Source organism: Neobacillus endophyticus, from assembly GCF_013248975.1.
Taxonomy (GTDB): domain Bacteria; phylum Bacillota; class Bacilli; order Bacillales; family Cytobacillaceae; genus Neobacillus; species Neobacillus endophyticus.
Genome location: NZ_JABRWH010000001.1, coordinates 2,563,586 through 2,589,246 on the forward strand (window position 1 = coordinate 2,563,586; position 25,661 = coordinate 2,589,246).

A 25,661-nucleotide genomic window follows, 5' to 3' on the forward strand; every position below is an offset into this window, starting at 1 on the left:
CGATGAAATATTTAGTCATTAAGTGCGGCGGAAGTGTGTTAGAAAATCTGCCAAGGTCATTTTATGAAGATATCGTGAAAATGCATGAATCAGGAGAGTGGACTCCCGTTATCGTTCATGGCGGAGGCCCGTTAATTACTTCATTATTAAAAAGCTTAAATGTAGAAACGTCTTTCGTGAATGGCTTACGGATAACCAATCACCAGGTGCTTGATGTAGTGGAAATGGTATTAAGCGGTTCGGTCAACAAGGAGGTTGTCCGCAATTTAATGGAGGTTGGCGGAAAAGCATTTGGCGTAAGCGGTATTGATGGCGGCCTATTAACTGCGATGCCAACTCCTGACGCCAAGACACTTGGATTTGTGGGAGAAGTCGTTTCGGTCAATAACACGATCATCGAAGGAATTGTAAACCAAGGTTTCATACCCGTCATCTCTCCAATTGGAATTGACGGATACGGACAGCGATATAACATCAATGGAGATGTTGCTGCTTCGGCGATTGCCAAAGCACTGGGGGCAAACCTTTGCTTTATCAGTGATATTCCGGGGATTTTAATCGAAAAAGATGGTACTAAGAAAAAACTCGATAAAGTGTCTAAGGCAATTATTGAGGAAATGATTCAGAATCAAACCATTTACGGCGGGATGATACCTAAAGTAAAAGCAGCCATTGATGGGCTAGTTCATAACATACCTGAAGTCGGGATCATTAACGGATTCGAAAAAAACAGCTTACTAGATTACGTGAATGGTAAAAAAATCGGAACAAAAATCGTATTGGAAGAGGAGATTGCGTAATGGAAACTAATCATTCCATTTCCCTGATTTCACCGGTAATGGCAACATACACCCGATTCCCTGTCACAATTGTCAAGGGAAAAGGAAGCTATGTTTGGGATGAACAAGGAACGAAATATTTAGATTTTACTTCCGGAATTGCCACTTGTAATCTTGGGCATGTACCGGAGACAGTAAAAGAAAAACTGGAAGAACAGCTGCAAAACCTATGGCACTGTTCAAACCTATATCATATTCCAAATCAGCAGGAACTTGCGGCACTGTTGACGGCCAATTCTTGCGGAGACCAGGTGTTCTTTTGCAACAGCGGAGCAGAGGCAAATGAAGCAGCCCTAAAATTGGCAAGACGGTATGCCAATAAAGTAAAAGGAAACCCATCACCAACAATTATTACCTTTCAGCAGTCATTCCATGGCAGAACACTGGCGACATTAACAGCAACCGGGCAGGATAAAATCCAGCAGGGCTTCGCACCACTAGCTCCAGGGTTTAGTTATCTTCCTTATAATGATATAGCGGCACTTTATCAGCTTAACACAATCAGACCGGCAGCTGTATTGCTTGAACTTATTCAAGGCGAGGGCGGCGTAATTCCCGCAGACCCCGAATGGGTACAAAAACTGGCGGAAATTTGTCAGGAAAATGGAATCCTGCTAATGGTCGATGAAATCCAAACAGGTATGGGCAGAACAGGAACACTGTTTGCCTACGAGCAATATGGAATTGAGCCGGATGTCATCAGTATTGCCAAAGGCCTTGGCTCAGGATTCCCGATTGGGGCTATCATTGCCAAAGCAGAGGCGGCAAAAGGGTTTGATCCGGGCAGCCACGGCAGTACATTTGGAGGAAACCCATTAGCAACAGCTGCTGGGGTGGCAACAGTATCTCATATCCTTAAATCCAATATATTAGAGCATGTAAAGGAAATCTCAGCGTATTTGGATGATAAGCTTCAAAGCCTGAAAAAACAGTTCCCGATCATTGAAGATATTCGTGGGAAAGGGCTGCTTAAAGGTTTGGTTGTTTCGGCTAACGCTCTGGAGATTGTCCAAAAAGCGATGGCCAATAATATTTTAATTTTAACGGCGGGCCCAAGTGTTGTAAGGATTTTGCCGCCATTGACGGTATCAAAAAACGAAATTAATGAATTTATTATAGAGTTGGAAAAAACATTCCAAAGTATTGAGAAAGGCGAGTGAGAATGGGTGGAACAAGGATACCTTACTTTGGAAACAGGAGAAGTTTTTGAAGGTCAGCTGATTGGCGCCGATCAAGATTCTATTGGCGAAGTCGTTTTTAATACCAGTATGACTGGTTATCAGGAGATTATTACGGACCCTTCCTATGCAGGCCAAATTATCACATTTTGTTATCCGATTATCGGCAACTACGGAATAAACGCGCTTGATGATGAAAGTATCACTCCGGCATTAGCTGGAGTAGTGATCGGCGACTTATGTGAAACACCGAGCCATTACCAGTCAATTGAGAAGTTTTCTGAAAAACTGAAAGCTGCAGGAGTCGCAGGAATTGCCGGCGTTGATACAAGGCTTCTTGTGAAGAGCATCCGCAGCCGCGGAACTGTGAAAGGGTACTTAGGAAAAACACAGCAAACCAATTTTCCGCAATCAGAAAAGGAACCATTATGGGTAGAGAAAGTATCAATAAAAAAAACGGAATATTATAAAAACAGCGGGCCGCATGTGGTACTGATTGATTTTGGACACAAAAAGTCAATATTATCTGCACTTTTAGCAGAAAATTGTGCAGTCACGCTAGTACCATACAATACATCATTCGAAAAAATTCAAGCTCTTAATCCTGATGGTGTGCTGCTAAGCAACGGACCTGGGGACCCGATGGATTTGAAAAAATGGTTCCCGGAAATCAAAAAGATCACCCAGCACTATCCAACACTTGGAATTTGTTTGGGTCATCAATTAATAGCCCTTGCCCATGGTGCCAAAACCGAGAAACTATCATATGGACACCGCGGTGGAAATCATCCGGTAAAAGAACTGAAAACCGGAAAGGTCAAAATCACTGCACAGAACCATAGTTATGTTGTAATGGATCACAGCATTGATGAAAAAGTATTTGATGTTACGTATCGAAATGTGAATGATCGCTCGATTGAAGGGTTACAGCATAAACAATATCCGATTCAAACCGTCCAATTTCACCCAGAAGCTCATCCAGGACCTAGTGATACTGCCCATATTTTAACAGAATTCGTACACCAGATTGCTTCATTAGGAGAAACTCATTATGCCGTTAAATAAGAAGTTGAAAAAAGTACTAGTTATCGGATCGGGCCCTATTGTCATCGGCCAGGCAGCTGAATTTGATTATGCCGGCACACAGGCATGCATCGCCCTGAAAGAAGAAGGAATTGAAGTCATTCTTATCAATAACAATCCGGCCACCATTATGACGGACGAAACGATTGCCGATAAAGTCTATATCGAGCCGCTAACGACAGCAGTCATTGAAAAAATCATTCAGAAGGAAAAGCCGGATGGTGTCATTGGCACTCTTGGAGGCCAGACGGGGCTGAATCTGACTGTTGAATTATTTGAGCAAAACATATTGGAAAAGTACAATGTGGAGCTGCTTGGAACTTCAGTCGATTCTATAAAAAAAGGCGAGGATCGCGAGAAGTTCCGTAATTTGATGCTCGAAATCGGAGAACCAATTCCGGAATCCGCCATCATTCACAGCTATGAAGAAGGAGCCCAATTTGTTCAAGAGATTGGATTTCCGGTCATTATTCGTCCAGCTTATACGCTAGGCGGAGACGGCGGCGGTTTTGCATATAACGAGAGTGACCTTGAAATTGTATTGAAAAAAGGATTAGCAGCCAGCCCAATTCATCAAGTCTTAGTTGAAAAAAGTATTAAAGGCTGGAAGGAAATTGAATATGAAGTCATGAGAGATGCGAACGATACCTGCATTATTGTTTGTAACATGGAAAATATGGATCCGGTTGGTGTCCATACAGGTGATTCCATTGTCGTGGCGCCATCGCAAACCTTGACAGATGTGCAATATCAAATGCTCCGTGACGTTTCTATCAAGGTAATCCGTGAATTAGGAATTATCGGCGGCTGCAATATTCAATTTGCACTTCATCCGGAATCAAACCAATATTACATCATTGAAGTTAACCCAAGGGTGAGCCGCTCATCCGCCCTTGCTTCCAAAGCAACTGGCTACCCTATTGCCCGCATGGCGGCAAAATGCGCGATCGGCTACCATTTGGATGAAATTGTGAATCCAATAACAGGCAACACCTTTGCCTCGTTTGAACCGGCGATTGATTATATTGTGGTAAAACTGCCACGCTTCCCGTTTGACAAGTTCCCAGAAGCAGACAGAACTTTGGGCACACAAATGAAAGCAACGGGTGAAGTCATGGCGATTGACCGAACATTTGAAGGCGCGCTAAATAAAGCCATCCGTTCGCTGGAAATGAATGTATATGGTCTGTTAAGAGAGATCAACAAATCGTTAACTGAACAAGAGTTGACCGGCCTGCTGGAGACGGCAAATGATCAGCGCTTATTTGTCATTGCAGAGAGTTTCAGAAGGGGTTTCACACTAGAAAGAATCCAACAGTTAACCGAAATTGATCCTTGGTTTTTACACAAAATTAGCTCAATCGTTGCTTTGGAAATGGAATTAGCCTCCTGTCAATGGTGCGACCTTCCTGCTTCCTTACTGAAAAAAGCAAAACGAAATAATATCTCCGATAAGCTCTTATCGCAAATTTTCGCAGTTTCGGAACAACAGATAAGAAGTAAACGGAAAGAACTGAACTTAAAACCAGGATATAAAATGGTCGATACATGTTCCGCGGAATTTGATGCCGTTACACCATACTATTATTCTACTTGGCATGGATTTGATGAAGTAGAAGTGGTGAAAGAGAAGAAAATATTAGTTATAGGTTCAGGTCCCATTCGGATCGGTCAGGGAATTGAATTTGATTACTGTTCTGTCCATGCAGCAAAAGCCATCAAAAAAATGGGGTATGCGGCGGTAGTCATTAATAATAACCCGGAAACGGTAAGCACCGATTATTCGGTGGCTGACAGTCTGTATTTTGAACCTCTGACAGCAGAAGATGTCCTCCATGTTATTGAAAAAGAACTGGTGGAAGGCGTCCTGATTCAATTTGGCGGCCAGACAGCCATTAATCTTGCCCATGATCTCGAACAAGAGGGAGTCAAGGTTTTAGGCACCACGGTTCAAAATGTGGACCGCTTGGAAGATCGTAAAGAATTTTATCAGTTGTTGGAAGACTTAAACATCCCGCACATCGAAGGGAAAACAGCTAATCAAACGGAAGAATTAATCGAGGCAGCTGCTGAGCTTGGCTATCCGGTTTTAGTCAGACCTTCCTACGTCATCGGAGGCCAGTCCATGTTCACGATCTTTTCACAAACAGAACTGGAAAGCTATATTAAACAGCTTGAGAAAAATGAAAACGAAAAAATGTGGCCGTTATTAGTAGATAAATATTTGCCAGGACTGGAATGCGAAATTGATGTGATTAGCGATGGACAGCAGATTGTTGTCCCAGGAATTTTTGAACATATTGAAAAAGCAGGTGTCCATTCAGGTGACAGTATTTCTGTGTTTCCACCAGTCTCGATGTCACAACCGCTAAAAGATACATTAATCGATTATGCCGGCAGAATTGCAAAAACAGCTCCGGTTGTAGGAATCATGAACATTCAATTTGTGGTATATGAAAATCAGGTTTATTGTTTGGAAGTAAATCCAAGGGCATCACGAACCGTGCCAATCATCAGCAAAGTCACAGGTGTTCCAATGATTGAATGGGCTGTAAGTGTCCAGCTAGGAAAAGCATTGTCTGACCTAACTCCTGTCCACGGTTTATGTCATGAACCAAATTATTATTCAGTCAAAGCACCTATTTTTTCATCAAGTAAATTAAAGGGTGTCGACCATGTTCTGGGCCCTGAAATGAAATCAACTGGTGAAGCACTCGGGATGGGTGTAAATTATCAAGAGGCGCTTGATAAGGCGATCCCATCATTGGCCGGAAATCCGGACGAAAACTATCTCTTATGCTCGATTTCTGATCGGGAAAAGCCGGCAAGTTTGCAGATTATGAAAGAACTGGTGAAAAAATTTAAGCTTGCTGCCACAGAAGGAACAGCTGCATTTCTACAAAGCAGAAGCATTTCGGTTGAAAAAATCATTAAAGATGAACAGGATGTAAACGAACTATTCCGGAATCAGCCATTGAAGGCTGTTGTCAATATCCCGAATCAAGGGAGAAATAAGTTGAAATTCGGATTCTATATACGCGAACAAGCCATTCGCTACAAGGTGCCCGTGTTTACGCACCTAGATACTGTCAATGCCATCATTGATTTACAAACTAAGGGCTCTCAATCTGATTTTGAAGTACGCACAATAAGTGAATTTTATAATTTAGTAGAAAGAGGTGCCGTTCATGGTGGAAGCTATTCAGGTGAATGATCAAGTTCTTCAATTTAAAGGGAAAGATTTTTTACAGCTTTCCGATTTTACGACTGAAGAAATTTTATATATGCTCGATGTGGCAAAGGAAATAAAAAGTTTGCAAAAACAGGGAAAACCGCATGCTTATTTAAGCGGTAAAGTATTGGGGATGATTTTTGAAAAATCATCCACCCGTACTCGGGTTTCGTTCGAAGTGGGAATGCTGCAACTTGGCGGCCATGCGATATTTCTTAGCTCAAAAGATATTCAGCTTGGACGTGGAGAAAGCATTTCCGATACCGCTAAAGTATTGTCCCGCTATGTGGACGGGATCATGATTCGTACTTTCAGCCATGAATCAGTGGAAGAGCTGGCTGCAAATGCCACCATTCCTGTCATTAACGGTTTAACAGACCTGCAGCATCCTGCGCAAGTGCTGGCCGATTTGTTAACGATTCAGGAGCATAAAGGCAAGCTGGCAGGATTGAAGCTTTGCTATATTGGTGACGGAAACAATAATGTAGCCCATTCTCTAATGGAGGGGGCCGTAAAAGTGGGCATGGATATCAGCATTGCAAGTCCTCCGGGTTACCTGCCAAATGGGACGATTACGGTGAACGCCATTAAGGACGGAGGTCAGACAGGAAGCAATGTTATGATAACAAATGACCCTGTGGCGGCGGTTCAAGATGCTGATGTCATCGTGACGGATGTTTGGACCAGTATGGGTCAGGAGGAAGAAACGGAAAAACGTTTGAAGGCATTTAGTGCATATCAAGTCAATGCAGAATTATGCAAACATGCGAAGAGTGATTTTATCTTTTTACACTGTCTGCCGGCGCATCGCGGGGAGGAAGTGACTGCGGAAATAATTGATGGATCCCACTCTGTTGTCTTTGACGAAGCAGAAAACCGCCTTCACGCTCAAAAAGCAATTTTAAAATTATTACTAGCTTAATAGTAGAAATTTTTTTAAGTTTTGTTGTATAATAATTCTTGTGGATGAATAATAATTCAAAAAGTTACAAGCGGAGGAGCATCAAAATGACAAAAGAAAAAATTGTTCTTGCCTATTCAGGCGGTTTAGATACATCGGTTTCAGTAAAATGGATTCAAGAAAAATACGGCTATGATGTAATTGCATTAGGATTGGACGTCGGCGAAGGCAAAGATCTTGAAGCAATTAAAAATAAGGCATTGAATGTTGGGGCAGTTAAAGCCTATATCGTGGATGCCAAAGAAATGCTGGCAAAGGAATATATTTTACCAGCTTTGAAGGCTAATTGTTTATATGAAGGAAAATACCCGCTGTCATCGGCCTTATCAAGACCATTAATTTCAAAACTATTAGTTGAAGTAGCGGAAAAAGAAGGTGCAGCTGCAGTTGCCCATGGATGTACTGGTAAAGGGAATGACCAAGTGCGCTTCGAGGTTTCTGTCCAAGCCTTAAATCCAAACTTGAAAGTTGTTGCTCCTGTCCGCGAATGGGGCATGACCCGCGACGAAGAAATCGAATATGCCCAGAAAAATGGGATTCCAATTCCGGTTGATTTAGACAATCCATTCTCAATTGATGCCAACATCTGGGGCCGTGCCTGTGAAGCAGGTGTACTTGAAAACCCATGGGCAGAGCCGCCGGAAGCGGCATTTGATTGGACTAAACCAATTGAATTAACACCAGATACACCAGAATATATTGAAATTGAATTTGAGCAAGGTGTGCCAGTAGCGCTAAATGGTGAAAAACTTCCTCTTGTCCAGTTGATTGAAACGTTAAATGAGCTTGGCGGCAAGCATGGTGTCGGCCGCATTGACCATATCGAAAATCGTCTAGTTGGTATCAAATCACGTGAAGTATACGAAAACCCGGCAGCACTGATTTTAATTAACGCTCACAAAGAATTGGAGTTCTTAACGTTACCGCGTGAAGTAACACAATTTAAAGTGCAGGTCGAACAACAAATGGCAAAAATCATTTACGAGGGTCTTTGGTTTTCACCATTGAAAACAGCACTTGATGCCTTTATTGATGAAACTCAAAAAGTGGTGTCAGGCACCCTCCGAGTAAAGCTCTTTAAAGGCACTCATACAGTTGTCGGCCGTAAATCGGTTCACAGTCTTTACAACGAAGAGCTGGCTACCTACACAAAAGGCGATGCTTTTGATCACAATGCCGCAGTTGGTTTTATTAAGCTTTGGGGGCTTCCAACGAAGGTTTATGCAGAGGTAAATAACAAAGCGGAAGAAGAGAAAAAGTCTGAAGTGTTGAAATAATGTTGAGTGCCCTCGAAGTGGATTCGGGGGCCTAACTTCTTAGATTAAAAGGAGGAACCATCATGTCAAAGCTTTGGGGCGGGCGTTTTACAAAAGAAACGAACAAGCTGGTCGAAGAATTTACTGCTTCGATACCATTTGATCAAAAGCTAGCAAAAGAGGATATTGCCGGAAGTCTTGCCCATGTGCAAATGCTGGGAGAGTGCGGTATTATTCCTGTAGGAGATGCAGAAAAAATAAAGCAAGGCCTGCTATCAATAAAAGAAATGATCGACAATAACGAGGTTGAATTTCTAATCGAAGATGAAGATATTCATATGAATATCGAAAAACTTCTGATTGAAAAAATTGGACCAGTGGGCGGTAAGCTTCATACAGGAAGAAGCCGGAATGACCAAGTTGCCACGGATATGCATCTTTACTTGCGGACGAAAACTACTGAGCTGATCAAATTAGTAGAAGATGTCCAGAAGGCGTTTGTTCAACAGGCAAAAGAAAATATCGAAACACTGATCCCGGGATATACACACTTGCAGCGGGCCCAGCCGGTATCGTTTGCCCACCATTTAATGGCCTATTTCTGGATGTTTGAACGGGATAAAGAAAGATTAGTAGATTCGCTGAAGCGAATTAACTGGCTGCCGCTTGGATCCGGAGCGCTGGCAGGTACCACCTTTCCAATCAACCGCGAACGTGTTGCAGAACTGCTGGGTTTTGAAACGATTTATCCAAATAGCATGGATGCCGTCAGCGATCGTGATTTTATTTTAGAGTTTCTATCTATCGGTTCCATCATCATGACGCATATTTCCCGATTATCGGAAGAGTTGGTTTTATGGTCAAGCCAGGAATTTCAATTTGTGGAGCTTGATGATTCATTCTGCACGGGCTCAAGCATTATGCCGCAGAAAAAGAACCCGGATGTCCCTGAACTGCTCCGCGGAAAAACAGGCCGCACGTATGGTAATTTGATTGGATTGCTAACCGTTTTAAAAGGACTGCCGCTTGCCTACAACAAAGATTTACAGGAAGATAAGGAAGGCATGTTTGATACAGTGGAAACACTGGAAGGCTCTTTAAAACTGCTGGCACCAATGATTGAAACGATGACCGTAAATAAGGATGTTATGCGCAAAGCGATAAATCATGATTTTTCCAATGCAACTGATATTGCTGATTACCTTGTGAGAAAAGGGCTGCCTTTTAGAGATGCACATGAGGTGATTGGAAAAATTGTCTTGTATGCTATTCAGTCTAATAAATTTTTACTTGATTTGAGTCTGGAAGAATACAAGCAATTTAGTACGTTATTTGAAAACGATATTTACGTAGTTTTAGCTCCTGAACATGTTGTGGCAGTACGCAACAGCTTTGGCGGTACATCTCCTGCACAGGTTAAAGAGCAAATAAAGCTTGCTGAAGGAAAACTGGGACAATAATCTGAAGGCAAATATACAAGCTCCTATAATAGCTTGGGAAGTTATATAAGACAAAAAACAAGTTCGTTGGATAGCGGGCTTGTTTTTTATCTTAGGTGCATTTAACTTTATGCACATACTATTCTGTTCTTTCAAACAAGCCGCAAGAATGGCAAGAGATGATTGGAAAAATAAGCACACAAGATCAAATTGCTTTGCTTCCACTGTAATAAATTGTATTGACAATTCCAAATGTTTCACCTAAAATTACTCCTATATATTGAGAATTTAATGAAAAATGCAAATAAATAAAACTCTTATCCAGAGCGGCGGAGGGACTAGGCCCTATGAAGCCCGGCAACCTTCAAGAAATTTCTTGAAAAGGTGCTAATTCCTGCAGGTTTTTTAACCTGAAAGATAAGAGGAGGAATAAAGCCCTCTTCTTATGAAGAGGGCTTTTCGTATTTTTCTAACATTTTTTATAGCAAAGGAGTGTGCTTGGTATGACTGTTGTTAAAGTAGCGATTTTAGGTTTTGGTACAGTTGGAGAAGGTGTCTATCGTACGATTCAATCCCACGCGGAAGAGTTACAGGCAGTGATCGGAAAAGATGTGGAGGTGGCTGCCGTGCTCGTCAAAAATAAAGAAAAAGCAAGAGACATTCATAAAGATGTGCTAGTCACAACAAATTTTGAGGAAATCATTCAACTGCCAAAGCTTGATATTGTAGTTGAAGCAATTGTTGACAGAGAACCAACTTTTACCTATTTAAAAAGAGCTATTCAGCGAGGATGTCATATTATTACTGCCAATAAGGAAATGTTTGCTCACCATGGAAAAGAATTGCTGGAGTTAGCCGAGAAAAAAAGTGTATCGGTGGGATTTGAAGCGACCGTAGCAGGCGGTATTCCAGTCATTCAAACTTTACGGCAGTTATTACAAGTAAATCGTATTTCCGAAATTCAAGGGATTCTAAATGGTACATCGAATTTTATTTTGACAGAAATGCGGGAAAAGAAACAAACGTTTACGGAAAGCTTGTTGCAGGCACAAAAAAATGGCTATGCTGAAGCAGATCCAACAAATGATGTCGAAGGCTTTGATGCTTTTTATAAAACAATGATTCTCAGCAGAATTGCCTTTGGAGAAGAGCCAGACTGGCCTGAAGTAGAACGCCAAGGAATAACTTCTATTTCTAGCGAGTGTATTGCTGCGGTGGAACAGGTAGGACTAAGGTTTAAGCATATTGCGACAATCTCCAAAAATGGAAATCAGATTATAGGATCAGTGAAGCCAGTACTTGTTGGAAAAGACCACCCTTTCTATCATGTTGAAGGAGTTGAGAACGCGGTGAATGTTTTCTCGGATATAGTTGGCAGAATTACATTGCAGGGTCCAGGAGCTGGGATGTTTCCAACTGCCAGTGCCATCATTGAAGATTTAGTATACGTATCACTTGATCACAAAGTAAAAAGAAGCTTCACACAAACAACTGCCCCCCTTTCCGAACAACCTGAGGAACAAAATTTGAACTGCTGGCTTGTTCAAGGAATCGATAAATCTTTGTTATATCCGCAGTGGAAAATACTTAGTGAACCGGCAGAAGGATTCCTGATTGTTGAAGCAGCCAAAAAGGATTTAGAAAGACTTGCGAAGGATCACCCAACAGTGTGTTACTTCGCCATCTTAGATGGTGAATTTGAAATTGCTTCAGATAAAAAGGAAGCGGCGACAGTCTCATAGAGTATTCAGGCAACTGAAGGCTCTTTTTTATTACAAGTGATATTTTCTGAGTCTTATCCACATCTCAAGGGCTATATTTTCAAGTGCCATACATATTTGTGCACATTATCCACAATTTTTTGTTAACAATTATTAAAGCAATAAAAAGTGAGCATTGGAACCAATCCGAAAGTCCTATCCACATTATCCACATTATCCACAATAACACAGTGGATAATTCGAAAATTTAGAGTTCACAGTAAATTTGAATTTTTAATAAGTTAAGAAACCTTGAAATCTATTTGTGAAGTGTACTGGCAGCGCCTATATGTAAAATTAAGTATTAACAAGTTCGAAATGCCAAGATTGGTGGCTGCCTCTTTTTTAAGGATCGCTTTTTTATTAATAAAGAAAATATAGATTTTAACTTTTAAAAATTGTCTAGCGCAAGCACCTTAGCGGCTTAGTGTCCTTCGCCCTCCACCCTACGATAAGTCAACATTGAATCACTAACGCTCTTCGTGTTTTCTTTATCTAAGTTGGAGTGCTCCAGCCCATACACCGCTGACAAGGGCGCTTGCGCTTTTCTTAGCCAATAGGAAAGAATAACTTTCCTATCAGACATAAGTGCACTAAGGAATGCTTCATGAGTATTAACCTTGCAGTCGAGAAGCTGTACTTTTTGACGAACTACGCCTCTCTTTACGCCTTACAGGCTCGCCAGTCGGCGAGTTTTCTTTAATTATTTTCGATTTCTAACACGCTGGTTGGCAGCATTTGCCCGGGCCAGTGCTTCAAGGTCTGCCCCGTCTGCCATTTCTTTTGAGAATTCTACATCATTACCATCTGATTTTAAGTTCTTTGGTACCTGTGGAAGAGATGCTTTATTTCGGTCTCGAGTTTTATGTCCATGTGAACGTCCCATATGAAGAAAACCCCTTTCCAATGTCTGCTGGTGAGAGAAAAACCTCTCAATACTAGCATGGACAAATAGCAAGGGGGTCATTAATGGAAATATTTTTTAGAGTTTTGTTTTTCTGTCTGAAAATCCGCCGGCACGGTCTGCCATTTTAAATTCGCGTTGATATAAAACCTCCTGAGTGCTCGTTAACGGGTATTTCGCACGGTTCTTATCTTTTTTTCGATCGCCCATTCAAACTCATTCCTTCCGTATTTAATTGGAAATTATGTAAAAATGGTACATCATGTACCCACTTCCATTTTTGCCTTTTCTAAATCGAATGATACAAATAAAACAAAAAAATTATCAGATTATGATAAAGTAGTGGTGAGGTGAAGAATATGACCATTATTACAAAAATCACCACACAACAGAAAAATACGGATCGTTTTAATATTTTTATGGATGACGGTACGGGCGAAAAGTATGCTTTTAGCATTGACAGCGATACATTAATAAAATTTCAGTTGAAAAAAGGTATGGAGCTTGATGACTTTTCTTTAATGGAAATTCAGTATCAGGACGATATTCGTAAAGCATACAATTTAGCAATCCACTATTTGGCTAGGCGCATGAGATCTGAAAAAGAGGTAAGAGATTATCTGCTCCAAAAAGAAGCAGCTGAACCCGCGATTGATGAGGTTATCCATAAATTGTCAGCTCAAAAATATGTAAATGATCAGGAATTTGCCTTTGCATTTGTTAGAACTCAAGTGAACACAACAGATAAGGGGCCGGATTTGATCAAGCTGGAACTTAAGGAAAAGGGAATTTCCCCTGAGATTTTTATGCAGGCATTGGCGGATTTTACAAAAGAAAAACAAATTGAAAAAGCAGTTAAAATGGCTCAAAAGGCCCTAAATAAAACCTCAAAGGATTCATGGAAAATTCAAAAACAAAAGCTGGAACAATTGCTGCTAAGAAAAGGCTACACTTTTGACGTTATTCAAATAGCTATTGAAGAAAACGAAGTGGAAAAAGAAGACGATACGGAATTCGAAGCCATTCGATTTCAGGGGAATAAACTTCTGAAGAAATTCTCCGGGTACAGCGGATATGAATTCGAGCAACGGGTCAAACAGGCGCTATATCGAAAGGGCTTTTCAATTGAATTTATTGAAAGATTTCTGTCAGAAAGTAAAAAATCATGACGGTGGTCATGATTTTTTACTTTCGATGATAATTTCTTCTTGATCAAGCTGGGAAAAAATAATTTCAGCTACTTCTTTTGCCGTACGAAAGCGCGATTTGTCTTTCACATGGTCGCTTCCAGACCAAAATGGCGTATCCATGCCCCCCATGTAAACAGCATTGATTTTGATTTTACTGTCTTTCAGTTCTTTTTGCAGGCTTTCTGTAAAACCTCTCAGTGCAAATTTACTGGCGCAATATACGGATTCATTTACTTTGGACCGCAGGCCGGCTGTAGAAATAATAGTAAGGATACGCCCTTCTTTTTGTGACAAAAGATATGGTAAAACGGCATGTGTAACCATAATCGTGCCTTTTATATTCGTATCCAGCATCTCGTTGATTTCCCGTTCTGATAGCTCGAAAAATGGTCCAAAATGCCCAACTCCAGCATTATTTACCAAACCGTAAACATGATATTGATCCATCATCTCTTGGATTGTTCGATTAACTGATTCACTGTTGGAAATATCCATGGGGAAGATTACCGCTTTTCCGCCGGATGCTTCAATTTCATTTTTTGTCCCGATTAGTTTTTTAATAGTTCTGCCAGTCAACAGAAGCTGATATCCTTCTTTGGAATAGAATAGGGCCAATTCTTTGCCCAAGCCTGAGCCTGCCCCTGTAATAATGATCGACTTCATCTATATAGCTCCTTTTAGCAATAGTTTTACCTTTATTAATTGTATAAAAATCACTATACTAAAATAAAGAGAAATGTGGGAGTGTGAAAGATGCAGCAGGAAAAAAGATATAGCCAACTGGCGGAACACGAATTAAGGCAGGAAATTGCCACGCTTCAGGAAAAAGCGAGAAAAGCAGAACAATTGGGAATGGTTAATGAATATGCCGTTTTAGAAAGAAAGGTACAAATGGCACGAGCCTACTTATCTGATCCTGAGGCATTTAAACCGGGTGAAATTTATGAGATTGAGGGTGCTCCAGGAGAATATTTTAAAATTGATTATTTAAACGGTGTGTTTGCCTGGGGTTATCGAACAAAAGGTGACGGAAAAGAAGAGGCATTGCCGATTTCTATGTTAAAATTGCTGAAATAACCAGAACAAACCAGAGAAGCAAATCTCTGGCTGTTCCTTTTTCGATATGACACCTTAGCAGCAGGGCCGTCAATGATTACTATTGCCAAACCTGTGGTGATTCATCATCACGCTGCCCGGAAGCACGCATCCGTTCCTGAGGATGGGTGTTGATGGTACCGTCTGCTCGCCGTGAGGCATACTCCGCTTTTGCCCGAGGTTCTCCCTCTAATTTGTTATTATTTTGATTTGGGAAATTTCGCGCTTTATTTCTCATCTTTTACCTCCGTTATAAGGAATGAGAAACCGTGAAAAGCAAAGAATTTGTCAATGCTGGCCACGTATGAATAGTATAACCCGATTTTACATACCGTTATGTTTAAAAAAAATGGAAATGAGGTGAGCTTATGAACGATTACTACGAAAGACTAACAAAACAATTGTTGGAAAAGAATCATCAGATTTCCTATAACCAAGCCCGAACATTGGTGGAACTACTTTGGGATGATTTTGAAACGACTTATGCGAAAGCAGGTTGGGAATATCAAGGAAGTAAAATGACTGAGAAAATTGTCAAACAGTGGATTGATAATTACGGGGAAACACTTCATGAATTTGCTGAAGCAAATCCTAAATATAAGCAGTATTTAAGTCAGGCAAAACATACTTTGCATTAAAAAGCGGTGACCGAAAGTCACCGCTTTTAGTTCGGTATAATACTTAATTTTTTTCGCAATTTTTGTTCGCTGAAAACCCAGCCAGTATAGGAACTGATTCGGTTTAAGTTTCTATCTAACTGAACAACAGCTACAAACGGATAGTGACCGTTGCTGCGATACCGCAGATCAATAAACCTCACTTCGTAAAAGTCATTGTATTCATCGACTTCCCAGCGATAAACAGGGGAGAAGGAAAGAAAGGCTGACAGGTTTTTGTCTTTTTTCGCCGCTTCAATAACAGGCGTTTCCGGAACTGGAACTCTGACAAAGCGATCTAAAATTTCAACTTGTTCTTTTACTGCTCTCCCAACGAAAAATTGTGTTTCTGTCATCGCTGCAATTCGCCAACGGTGAAACTTCATTGTTGGGGCAATAATGATTTCAGTAGCATCGGGAATTAGTCGTTTAACTTCTGCCATAACTTTTCCACGTACGTAAAATCGGATCAGGTAGTAGGCGATTATAATCAAATACATGACTAAAAAGGTATATCCTGGCTGTTCACCGAAAAGCCAGACGACGATGCCAAGGACATGAATTCCGAAAATAAAGGGGTCAAAAGTGTTAATCACGCCAAGAGCAACCCACTTCGATGAAAACGGCCTTAAGGCTTGTGTACCGTATGCATTAAAAATATCTACAAATACATGGATAAAAACAGCTGCAAACGTCCATGCCCATAAATGGAGAAGGCTTGCTCCTGGGAAAAAGGGATAGATCACAGCCGTAAGTATAATCGGCCATAATAGAACGGCAGGAATGGAATGTGTCACTCCACGGTGATTTCGTATATATATAGCATTATTCCTCAGTTTTAAAACGGTATCGATATCGGGTATTTGCGACCCTGCAATCGTAGCGATTATCACACTGGCTGCTGTTGCATGGTTGCCTGCTACCACCGGGTCAAGAGTAGCCAAACCTCCAAGGGCTATACCCATTACAACATGAGTTCCGGTATCCAAAAGGGAAAATCCTCCTTCAAATTAATTCTTGTCAAAAGTGGCCATTTGCATTATCGTAACCATATTGCACATTATTATATTCCCTTATTTTCTGTTGTTTACTAAGCGGAGGAATAAAAAGTTATGTTAAATGAACTAAAAAATATTGAAAAAATCAAAATAAATGAATTTCAAAATGATTTAATTTCTTGGTTTAAGAATGAACAGCGCGATCTGCCATGGCGTAAAGATAAGGACCCTTACAAAGTATGGGTATCCGAAATCATGCTGCAGCAAACAAGAGTGGATACAGTCATTCCATACTTTAACCGGTTTATTGAATGGTTCCCAACGATTGATGATTTGGCGAAGGCTGAAGAAGACAAGATACTGAAAGCTTGGGAAGGTCTTGGCTATTATTCCAGAGTTAGAAATTTACAATCAGCCGTTAGGGAAGTGAAAGAAAAGTACAATGGCGTTGTACCGAATTCCCCTGAAGAAATTGCAGGTCTTAAAGGAGTCGGCCCTTATACTGCAGGCGCTGTTTTAAGTATTGCTTATGGGATTCCTGAGCCGGCAGTAGATGGCAATGTCATGCGGGTGATTTCGCGCATTCTTTCCATTTGGTCTGATATTGCAAAACCTGCTTCACGGAAAATTTTTGAACAAGCAGTTCGGCACTTAATATCCCATGAAGATCCTTCCTCGTTTAATCAAGCTCTAATGGAGTTGGGAGCACTCGTTTGCACACCGACGTCCCCTTCATGTTTATTATGTCCGGTCCGTGAGCATTGTCAAGCGTTTGAAGAGGGAGTTCAGGAGGAATTACCTGTCAAAACGAAGAAAAATAAAACCCGTCATGTTGAATTAGCAGCAGCCCTGCTTTTTGATGAAAATGGAAAAATTGTCATCCATAAGCGGCCATCAAATGGTTTGCTAGCTAACCTATGGGAATTTCCTAATGTGGAAATTATCCATTCATTAGAACATGAACGAGGAAAGGTAGTGGAGCAGTTTCATCAGCTTCTTGATTTGGAGGTGCAGTTGGAGAAAGCAATCGGCCAAATCGAACATGTTTTTTCCCATCTCATTTGGAATATAAGGGTATATACTGGAGAGATTACATCTGTCATTCAAGAAAGTGAAGAATGGAAACTCGTAACATTTGAGGAAATGCAGGAGTACGCTTTTCCTGTGCCTCATCAAAAAATGTTTAAATTATTTTTGGAACAAAAGAAATGAACGCCGCAGCTTCCGCCGGCGTTCATTTTACTTACAGTTGATTCAACCCTCCACGGCTTTCAATTTCTTCGATTATTTCACGGTGAATGGTTTGGCCTTCGCTATTTAAATAGGGTGCCATTTGCTGGAGGGATTGATGAAAATGGGCAAGCTCATGATTATTCCAATCCGTAATGGAAATCATCGATAGCTCGGTCATATCTCGTCCTGTATACATGCTGCATCTTCCTTTCCGATATCCTGCCCTTATTTTGGTATATAAATTGTCTTCTATTCATGACAAAGATAAAATAATACCTTTCATAAAAATGAGGCTGGGTACATATTGCCATCCATTTTTTTTGGATAATCTCCATGGAGTGAGGGTACATTAAACTCGTGGAGGTGATATAACAATGGCTAAATTCAATCAACAGCCTAACAAGACTTCGGCTGGAACTAATATCCAGGAAGTAAGACAACAAAACGCACAATCTGCTGGTTCAGGAGCTGCAGGTTCATTTGGTACTGAATTTGCTAGTGAAACGAATGCAGCTGAAGTAAGACAACAAAATGCTCAATCTGCCCGTGCTAAATCTGGTGCAGGAGCTGCTGGTGCTGCAGGAGCTGCAGGTTCATTTGGTAATGAATTTGCAAGCGAAACAAACGCACAAGAAGTAAGACAACAAAATCAACAATCACAAGCTCGTAAAAATCAAGGTCAATTCGGCCAAAGCTAATTGACATGCTTTGATAGGAAGGTACTCTAATCGATTTGAGTGCCTTCTTTTTTTTCACGTTCTTTTGACTCGACAAAACTTTTGGGGAGTCTACAGAAAAAGTCAAAGGAGATTTTTAGAAAATAAAGAATACATATAGCTAGTACTAATAAGGCGGTGAGGGAGATGAATCAATTTAACCGATTGGTTTCCGAGCAAATGGTGACAATGGAGAAATTGTTATACTTGCAGGCGGAGCTGGAACGCTGCCAGCAAATTGAGACTGAATTACTTGCACTTAAAAATCAAACTGACCTAGAAAGTATTCAAGGAGACATCCAAAAAATGAGAAAAGAGTTAAAAGAGATTCAGTTAATGTTTGAAAAACAGACAGAAGAGGTTATTAATTCCTATCGAGAAATGAACCTAACGCCTTCTTTATAAAAAATAGTACAAAATTTTACAGTGAGCCATTGAAAAATGGCTCTTTTGTTTTAAATTCTTGTCTTAACCGTTATAATAATAGAAAATAGGAATTTACTTTGTTTCCTTTTTCGCTAATTTAATTATAAAATTGTTTGAATAGGTTGCAAAGCGTTCAAAAATGAAGGTAGGGGAGAAAATGGGCGTACCCATGGAAGGTGAACCAATCCAAATACATAGCTATAAACATAATGGGCACATCCATCGCGTCTGGGAACAAACGACCGTTTTGAAAGGATCGCAAAACTTGGTGATTGGCGGAAATGACCGGACCCTTGTAACAGAATCTGATGGCAGGACGTGGATTACAAGAGAACCGGCAATTTGCTATTTCCATTCGCAATACTGGTTTAATGTGATTGGAATGATTCGTGAGGATGGAATTTATTACTATTGTAATATAAGCTCGCCTTTTATATTTGATGGAGAAGCATTGAAATATATTGACTATGATCTGGATATAAAGGTGTTCCCAGATATGACATTCCATCTGCTCGATGAAGACGAGTATGAGCGCCACCGCCGAGAAATGAATTATCCAGACGTCATCGATCAGATCCTGAAACGAAATGTTGATAAGTTAATTCAATGGATCAGACAGCGGAATGGTCCATTTGCGCCGGACTTTATTGACATATGGTATGAGCGTTATTTAACATACAGACGCTAAAAAAGAAACCGAAGCGCAGTAACCGGCCGCTTCGGTTTCTTTTTATAATATATGTTCCTCTTCAATCGACACTTCATTTTGATGATACGAATGAAAACTTGTCATTAAAGTGTCAAGATGCTCGATTTGTTCACTATAATCAATAATGGTCGCTACGATCTGCATCGTATGATATAGATGCGGATTGTTCTGGTCGATGAACTCCTTTTGGTGAACCATAAATAAATCAAAGATTTCCTTATTGTTCAAGTAAATGATTTCTTCGCTGTCAGAAGCTGGAGTTGGCACCTTTCGAATAAACCGGAGCATGAGTTGTTCGTGATGATAAATAAGGCAATCCAGCTGTTCTTGAATCGACTGTTTAAAATGATCGGGCAGCAGCAGGACCTCATTTTCAAAGCGGTGGAGCCTTTTTAGGGTATCCAGTGCTTTCCGAGTAGTAATGATCATTTGCCTGTAGAGAACCAGCTTCCGCGATTTTTCCAATTGATCTCTTTTAAAATATCCGCGTTCTTCTTTATACAAGGTATAAAATTGATCCATCATACTAATGTTTTCCTTTAGTGTTTGAATATCAGTTTTAAGCCGATGATGGTCATAGTCATGCCGAATGCTTAAACGAATCCACCTGATGATCTCCTCTGTAGTGCCGGCAATTTTAAAATAAAGCTTATTTTCATATTTTGGTGGCATAAATACAAGATTCACAACAAATGCAGAAAATACCCCCAGCATGATGGTGAAGAAGCGAATCTCCGCAAACTGAATAAAGTTACCTCCAGGTGTTTCCATAATGGATATTAAGGTTACAAGGGAAAGACCGATGGTATTTTCCAATTTAAGCTTAAGGTTCAAAATAATCACGATGATGGCTGCAAGACCGATCACGATAAAATGGTTTCCAATCAGAAGGACAAAAATGACGGCAAACAACGCACCAATGATGTTTCCTTGAAATTGTTCAATGATTGTCAAATAAGACCGATAAATCGTCGGCTGAATGGCAAAGATAGCAGCAATGGCTGCGAATACCGGTGATGGAGAATGAAACAGCTTGCCTAAGTAAAGCGATAAAACAATCGCTATTCCCGTTTTTAAAATGCGGGCGCCTAACTTCATTTTAGAAAGATTCCTTTCAAAATATAATAAAGTACTATACATGGATTAAATTATATAATCAAGAAAAAATATACGACATTTTCCTGGATTTTAAATAGGCGCTGTTAAATTTGGCTGTGGATTTCCGCTCTAGGCACGAGCGGTTCGCGGGCGTGCCGGTGGAGCAACTGCGGGGTCTCCCCAGCCCCGTACTCCCGCAGGGCATTGAAACACGTCCTTGAATCCTCCCACGCACGAAGGAAATGCGGTAGTATTTTCGAGGTGTCTTCGGGCCTTCCACTCCAATCAATAGTGTTTAAATATCAACAATGTTCTTTAACATAGCCGGTAAATAAAAAATGAAACGTCCGCGAATATGATCGCGGACGTTTTTAATGTAAATATTATTCGGTTGATACAGATGGATCGGCTTGTTCTTTCACCGGGGTAATCTGTACAAAGTGGTTTTCAGGATCAACTAATAGCTGTTGAAGCTGGGATGCTTCCGCAGCCTGGCCGTTATCCTTCAATAAACTGCAGTATTTTGTCAACAGTTCGTTTACATCTTGCTTGCCTTTTTCCGTTAATTCAATGATGGAAACCTTGGCACCTTTGGCGATCCGTCGTTGGATCGCTTCTTTTGTGAGTCCTAGTTCAGACTGAAGGCGGGAGTATACGACGCCTCCTGTCATACCAGCACAAATCCATGGACCTGGATCGCCAAGTACAAGACCGCGGCCATTTGTCATATATTCAAAGGCAAAACCTTTAATATTGGCATTAGATCCGATGTTTCCATATTCTTTTTCAGGGATCGGCTTTTTCAACTGTCCGCCAATAATTAAATCAGCACCTGAGAGACGGATTCCAGCGCGGGCATCAGCATTTCCTTGAGCAACAAGCAGTCCTTTTTGGGCACCGTATCCGAAGCCTTTTCCAACTGAACCATTTACGAATCGGCCATTTTTACCTTGTGCTTTTAGGACGTGAATGTTACCGCCGAATGAAGTTTTACCAACACCGTCTTGTCCGCCGCCGTTGACAGTGATTTCAATTCCTTCACTGTTATACGCACCCAGTCCATTACCAGGGATTGACCCTTCCCTGTATTTGAGTTGTACCGGAGCAAGCTGCTTATATGAACCATCAAGTCTTCCGCGAACGCGGTGGCAGGATACTCGGCTTCCAAGAACACGCTGTTCAGATGTAACATTTACGAATTCTCTGGAAGTGTGCAGCTGGTCGACACTTGCATCGAGATATTCAGCTCCAGCAGCAACCTGCATTTGAACTTCTGCGATTTCTTTTGCAGCGTCTGTTTTCGAAAATTGGCTGATTTCTAGCGTCTTCAGTAAATAAGAAAGGTTAAGTTGATTTTGACCTTTAATCTGTTCTAACAATTCGGAACGTCCAACAGCATCCTGAAGATTTTGAATTCCTAAAGATGCGGCAAGTGCTTTTAATTCATTGCCGAATGCTGTGAATAAGTTCATGATACCTTGAACAGCCAAATCAAGTTGTCTTGGGACAAAACGGCGGAGTCCATGCTCCTTAGCTTGTGCTTCTGATTCAATTTGTGTTGCAATTCCTACATGGCATGTATCTAAATGACAGCCGCGGCATGTCGTACAGCCAATTGAAAGCATCGCTAATGTACCAAATCCCACTCTGTTTGCCCCAAGGAGCATGATTTTAAGTACATCCATTGCGCTCTTCATACCGCCATCAGCCCAAAGCTCCACTTTATCACGCAGTCCGCTTTCAAGCAAGGCATTATGAGCAGCTTTGACACCGATTTCCACTGGAAGACCAACATGCTGCAGGGCATGGATTCTTGCTGCACCAGTTCCGCCATCAAAGCCGCTAAGGGTGATGATATCTGCACCAGCTTTAGCGATTCCGACAGCGATTGTACCAATATTTGGAACAACCGGTACTTTTACTGCAATTTTAGCTTGATCATTGGCGGTTTTTAACTCGAGAATCATTTGTGCCAGATCTTCAATTGAGTAAATATCATGGTTATTGGATGGTGAAATTAAGTCTGAGCCAAGTGTTGCATTGCGAGCTGCAGCTACCTTTGCTGTGACTTTTGAGCCTGGAAGGTGTCCACCTTCACCAGGTTTTGCCCCTTGACCGATTTTGATTTCTAATAGATTAGATGAGTTTAAAAGTTCAGCATTTACACCAAAGCGGCCGGAGGCAATTTGCTGTCCGCGTGTTTTCGGATATTTGCCGAGCATATCCTTAATTTCGCCGCCTTCACCATTTAAACTTACCATGTTTAAACGGTCAGCGCCTTCGGCATAGGCTCTAAAGGCAACTTCGTTTTGTGATCCAAATGACATGGACGAAATGATAAATGGTAGATCATGTTCACCGACACGAATATTAACATCTTCAACAGATACAGGTTTTTGGTTCTGTTTTAGTTGAATCAAATGTCGGATAGTTGTTGGATTTTCTGCTTCCTGTTCAGTGATTTTATCACGGTACACACTGTAGTCTCCGGTTGATGCCATTTCACCAATTGCTTTCCAAATCCTTGGGAAGAGGTGGAACGTTTTTCCGACCCGTTCATTTTCGCTAATGTATTCCTCAGCTCTTTTTAGAGCATCAACTTTCATTCCTGCGAAATCATTTTGGATTTCATTTGAGCCGAAAAAGTTAACAATGTTTAATACATTTGCGACTTGTTCATGCAGTCCGATACTGGAGAATAATCGCCCATAACCGCGAAGTTCATGGATACCAATCGTTGAAATAACTTTTTCCAGACCTTTGGATAGAGCACTGTATAAATTAATTAATGGTTTGGATGTGTCACCGAGTACCGTTAAGAACATATAATATGGGCTGATTAAATCAGCACCTAAGCCAAACAAAGTAATAATGTCATGAAGCGAACGAATCGCTGCTGAACGCACGAGCAATGAACAATGTCTTCTTAGTTCTTCCTTCACCAATGCTTGATCAATAGCAGAAGTAATTAGGTGCGGATCAATCCAATATGATCCTTCTTGATGTGCTTTGGCATCATCAATGACGAGGAGCGTTTTTCCTGCTTTTACAGCATGAATGGCTTCTTCCGCCAATCTTTCAAGGGCTTCTTCAAGATTTTCGTCCTTATAGAAAACGGCTGAAATAAAGGATGCTAGTTTTTGGTCTTGATAATACTGAACCATTTGATCAAAGGTTGGCTGCCCTAATTCTTCTGAGCAAGCAAATCCTGCTTTTCCTTCTAATAGCAGTGGTGTGGTTAATTCAATCACTGCATTTGGTTGTTCATTTGTAAATAATTCAGGCCGTTTACCGATAATAACGCGTGTTGAAAAATGTTCTGTTTCCCGATCTCGGTCAATAGCCGGATTTGTTACAACAGCAACACTTTCCTTAATGTAATCAGCAATATTGACGCGTTCCGGGTTAAGGGCAGCAAGGGGAGCGTCATGACCAAGGGAACGAATTGGTTCCACACCTTTTTCTGCCATTTGTTCGATTAATTGAATGTGGTCCCGCTCCCAGCCGAATGCTTTATATTGGCCGTTTTGAATTTTATCTGGATAATTCATTGTCACAGTTTTGGCAAAGGTCGGTGACTTTAAGCGCAATCTTGCACCATCCAATTTTAAACGCTGTGAAAAACGGTTATAGACTTCACTTTGATATTGAGAGTGCTCGAATACGGCTAATGTATCTCCAACCCATTTAAATCCAACTTTTTCGCCTGGTGCTAAAGGTTTTGGATCATTAACATATTCATTAACTGAAATAATTCCAGGTTCCGAAGAGAATAAATAGGAACTTTCTGTTTCAAGCATCCAAAGTGGTCTTAGTCCTAAAGCGTCTACACTAAATACTGCTTCATCCCCATATCGAGAAATAATGCCGGCTGGCCCCTGAGCAAAATGTCCCCATGCTTCTCTCAAGTAGGTATACATATCCTGAAGGTGAGTAGGGTAGGCTTTAATTTCATTCACAATTGGCGGAAATAGAACATCCATTGACTCAAACAATGAATAACCTTCGCGGCAAATGAATGTTTCAATAGCTCTGCTCAAATCCTGCGAATCACTGCCATCTTTTACAAGTGGTACGCCGAGCATTCTTGCTTCATCGCGAAGCTTAGCGATCGTATTAATTTCTCCATTATGTCCAAGAACACTGAAAGGCTGTACTCTAAAAAAGCTTGAAAGTGTATTAGTAGAGTAGCGGTTGTGGCCAAGCGTGATTGTAGAAGCAGCAAGAGGGCTTGCCAGATCATGATAATAACGAGGAAGTATGTCACCTGCACCCATTACTTTATAAACAACATGATTTTGGCTTAATGATGCTACATGAACATTTTCATCTACTTCAAAATCTAGTAAAGCTTCAAATAGAGTTTTTGTTAATTCCTGGCCTGTATTCTTTGAAAGACAGGCAAATTGCCAGAATACAGGATTTTCTTGAATGGCAATTGGGCCGAGAGCAGATGAATTTGTCACTTCGATTGTCTCGAAAATGACCTGCAGGGAATGCTGCTCCAACATCTCTAATAACTTCTCTTTAGTAGAATCCCAGTTTGCTTTTCTGCTGACGAATACATGACCGACAGCAAATTCTTCTTTTTCAGCAAGCATTGGGTCAAGACCTTTTTGGCTCAACTTTTCCTTCCATAGCTCTCTTGGTATATCCATATGGATACCTACGCCGTCACCTTCGCCATTAATAAAACCGGCACGATGGTTCATCGTAACAAGGGCATCGATACAATTGAATATATTCTCTCTAGTGGGAACTTTGTTTTTTTCTAGGCAAGCGACTATTCCGCATGCGTCGTGTTCCATCTTATGGAAATCTCTAAAAAGGGAAGGGGTCCAGTCTTTTGTCATTTTGTCGGGCTTCTTCAGTATTCCTTAGGAAGCCG

The 25,661-nt window shown here is 40.9% G+C and carries 23 protein-coding genes and 1 riboswitch; of the genes, 15 read left to right on the forward strand and 8 right to left on the reverse strand.

The annotated features are described in order from the left end of the window. Positions 1-2: 2 nt before the first annotated feature. From argB to HPT25_RS12525, 8 genes are all read left to right on the forward strand, one after another. Positions 3-800, forward strand: coding sequence for an acetylglutamate kinase (gene argB, locus HPT25_RS12490; RefSeq protein WP_173064465.1), 798 nt, complete (start codon positions 3-5; stop codon positions 798-800). Beyond that, positions 800-1,999: an acetylornithine transaminase gene (gene argD / locus HPT25_RS12495; protein ID WP_173064467.1), complete on the forward strand. Its 1,200-nt coding sequence runs from the start codon at positions 800-802 to the stop codon at positions 1,997-1,999. The genes argB and argD overlap by 1 nt, the downstream gene beginning before the upstream one ends. A gap of 6 nt (positions 2,000-2,005) precedes the next feature. Beyond that, a complete protein-coding gene (locus HPT25_RS12500) occupies positions 2,006-3,082 on the forward strand; it encodes a carbamoyl phosphate synthase small subunit (protein WP_173064470.1) in 1,077 nt (358 codons plus the stop codon). Then, positions 3,069-6,314 (forward strand): carbamoyl-phosphate synthase (glutamine-hydrolyzing) large subunit, encoded by a 3,246-nt coding sequence (gene carB, locus HPT25_RS12505; protein WP_173064472.1) that lies wholly within the window; start codon positions 3,069-3,071, stop codon positions 6,312-6,314. Before HPT25_RS12500 ends, carB begins: the two co-directional genes overlap by 14 nt. After that, positions 6,289-7,254: an ornithine carbamoyltransferase gene (gene argF / locus HPT25_RS12510; protein WP_173064475.1), complete on the forward strand. Its 966-nt coding sequence runs from the start codon at positions 6,289-6,291 to the stop codon at positions 7,252-7,254. Before carB ends, argF begins: the two co-directional genes overlap by 26 nt. A gap of 86 nt (positions 7,255-7,340) precedes the next feature. Continuing rightward, complete coding sequence (locus HPT25_RS12515) at positions 7,341-8,570, forward strand: argininosuccinate synthase (protein WP_173064478.1); 1,230 nt, start codon at positions 7,341-7,343, stop codon at positions 8,568-8,570. Positions 8,571-8,632: 62 nt separating this feature from the next. Beyond that, on the forward strand, positions 8,633-10,009 hold the full coding sequence (argH, locus tag HPT25_RS12520) for an argininosuccinate lyase (protein WP_173064483.1): 1,377 nt from the start codon (positions 8,633-8,635) through the stop codon (positions 10,007-10,009). Between the two features lie 293 nt (positions 10,010-10,302). Continuing rightward, a riboswitch (SAM riboswitch) is annotated at positions 10,303-10,412 on the forward strand. A 79-nt stretch (positions 10,413-10,491) separates the two neighbouring features. Further along, the gene (locus HPT25_RS12525; RefSeq protein ID WP_173064486.1) at positions 10,492-11,730 is read left to right on the forward strand and encodes a homoserine dehydrogenase; all 1,239 of its coding nucleotides are present in this window, start codon (positions 10,492-10,494) and stop codon (positions 11,728-11,730) included. 721 nt (positions 11,731-12,451) lie between these two features. On the opposite strand, the gene HPT25_RS12530 is transcribed toward HPT25_RS12525, so the two are convergent. Both HPT25_RS12530 and HPT25_RS12535 read right to left on the reverse strand, forming a co-directional pair. Beyond that, positions 12,452-12,634 (reverse strand): YfhD family protein, encoded by a 183-nt coding sequence (locus HPT25_RS12530; RefSeq protein WP_173064489.1) that lies wholly within the window; start codon positions 12,632-12,634, stop codon positions 12,452-12,454. A 96-nt stretch (positions 12,635-12,730) separates the two neighbouring features. Further along, positions 12,731-12,862, reverse strand: a complete 132-nt coding sequence (locus HPT25_RS12535; protein ID WP_173064492.1) for a YfhE family protein — start codon at positions 12,860-12,862, stop codon at positions 12,731-12,733. A gap of 149 nt (positions 12,863-13,011) precedes the next feature. On the opposite strand from HPT25_RS12535, the gene recX reads away from it, so the two are divergent. Then, a complete protein-coding gene (recX, locus tag HPT25_RS12540; protein ID WP_173064495.1) occupies positions 13,012-13,821 on the forward strand; it encodes a recombination regulator RecX in 810 nt (269 codons plus the stop codon). Between the two features lie 6 nt (positions 13,822-13,827). Here recX and HPT25_RS12545 read toward each other — a convergent pair whose 3' ends face one another. Further along, the gene (locus HPT25_RS12545) at positions 13,828-14,505 is read right to left on the reverse strand and encodes an SDR family NAD(P)-dependent oxidoreductase (RefSeq protein ID WP_173064498.1); all 678 of its coding nucleotides are present in this window, start codon (positions 14,503-14,505) and stop codon (positions 13,828-13,830) included. A gap of 90 nt (positions 14,506-14,595) precedes the next feature. Between HPT25_RS12545 and HPT25_RS12550 the strand changes: the two genes are divergently transcribed. Next, on the forward strand, positions 14,596-14,919 hold the full coding sequence (locus tag HPT25_RS12550; protein WP_173064501.1) for a YfhH family protein: 324 nt from the start codon (positions 14,596-14,598) through the stop codon (positions 14,917-14,919). 79 nt (positions 14,920-14,998) lie between these two features. Here HPT25_RS12550 and HPT25_RS12555 read toward each other — a convergent pair whose 3' ends face one another. After that, complete coding sequence (locus HPT25_RS12555; protein ID WP_173064504.1) at positions 14,999-15,175, reverse strand: small, acid-soluble spore protein K; 177 nt, start codon at positions 15,173-15,175, stop codon at positions 14,999-15,001. Between the two features lie 130 nt (positions 15,176-15,305). Here HPT25_RS12555 and HPT25_RS12560 point away from each other — a divergent pair, with 130 nt between their 5' ends. After that, on the forward strand, positions 15,306-15,575 hold the full coding sequence (locus tag HPT25_RS12560) for a YfhJ family protein (protein ID WP_173064507.1): 270 nt from the start codon (positions 15,306-15,308) through the stop codon (positions 15,573-15,575). 26 nt (positions 15,576-15,601) lie between these two features. Here HPT25_RS12560 and HPT25_RS12565 read toward each other — a convergent pair whose 3' ends face one another. Beyond that, positions 15,602-16,582, reverse strand: coding sequence for a metal-dependent hydrolase (locus HPT25_RS12565; RefSeq protein ID WP_173064510.1), 981 nt, complete (start codon positions 16,580-16,582; stop codon positions 15,602-15,604). 123 nt (positions 16,583-16,705) lie between these two features. Between HPT25_RS12565 and mutY the strand changes: the two genes are divergently transcribed. Beyond that, positions 16,706-17,803 (forward strand): A/G-specific adenine glycosylase, encoded by a 1,098-nt coding sequence (gene mutY, locus HPT25_RS12570; RefSeq protein WP_173064513.1) that lies wholly within the window; start codon positions 16,706-16,708, stop codon positions 17,801-17,803. Positions 17,804-17,834: 31 nt separating this feature from the next. Here the strand turns inward: mutY and yfhS are convergent, their stop codons facing one another. Then, positions 17,835-18,020: a mother cell protein YfhS gene (yfhS, locus tag HPT25_RS12575; RefSeq protein ID WP_173064517.1), complete on the reverse strand. Its 186-nt coding sequence runs from the start codon at positions 18,018-18,020 to the stop codon at positions 17,835-17,837. Between the two features lie 178 nt (positions 18,021-18,198). Here yfhS and HPT25_RS12580 point away from each other — a divergent pair, with 178 nt between their 5' ends. From HPT25_RS12580 to ntdP, 3 genes are all read left to right on the forward strand, one after another. Then, the gene (locus tag HPT25_RS12580) at positions 18,199-18,522 is read left to right on the forward strand and encodes a gamma-type small acid-soluble spore protein (RefSeq protein ID WP_173064520.1); all 324 of its coding nucleotides are present in this window, start codon (positions 18,199-18,201) and stop codon (positions 18,520-18,522) included. 165 nt (positions 18,523-18,687) lie between these two features. Beyond that, the gene (locus HPT25_RS12585; protein WP_173064523.1) at positions 18,688-18,945 is read left to right on the forward strand and encodes a YgaB family protein; all 258 of its coding nucleotides are present in this window, start codon (positions 18,688-18,690) and stop codon (positions 18,943-18,945) included. Between the two features lie 178 nt (positions 18,946-19,123). After that, the gene (gene ntdP, locus HPT25_RS12590) at positions 19,124-19,654 is read left to right on the forward strand and encodes a nucleoside tri-diphosphate phosphatase (protein ID WP_173064526.1); all 531 of its coding nucleotides are present in this window, start codon (positions 19,124-19,126) and stop codon (positions 19,652-19,654) included. Between the two features lie 42 nt (positions 19,655-19,696). On the opposite strand, the gene HPT25_RS12595 is transcribed toward ntdP, so the two are convergent. Both HPT25_RS12595 and HPT25_RS12600 read right to left on the reverse strand, forming a co-directional pair. Beyond that, complete coding sequence (locus HPT25_RS12595; protein ID WP_173064529.1) at positions 19,697-20,773, reverse strand: FUSC family protein; 1,077 nt, start codon at positions 20,771-20,773, stop codon at positions 19,697-19,699. 383 nt (positions 20,774-21,156) lie between these two features. Continuing rightward, positions 21,157-25,626 carry a glutamate synthase-related protein gene (locus HPT25_RS12600; protein WP_173064532.1) on the reverse strand — a complete coding sequence of 1,490 codons (4,470 nt, stop codon included), beginning with the start codon at positions 25,624-25,626 and terminating at the stop codon, positions 21,157-21,159. Positions 25,627-25,661: the final 35 nt, after the last annotated feature.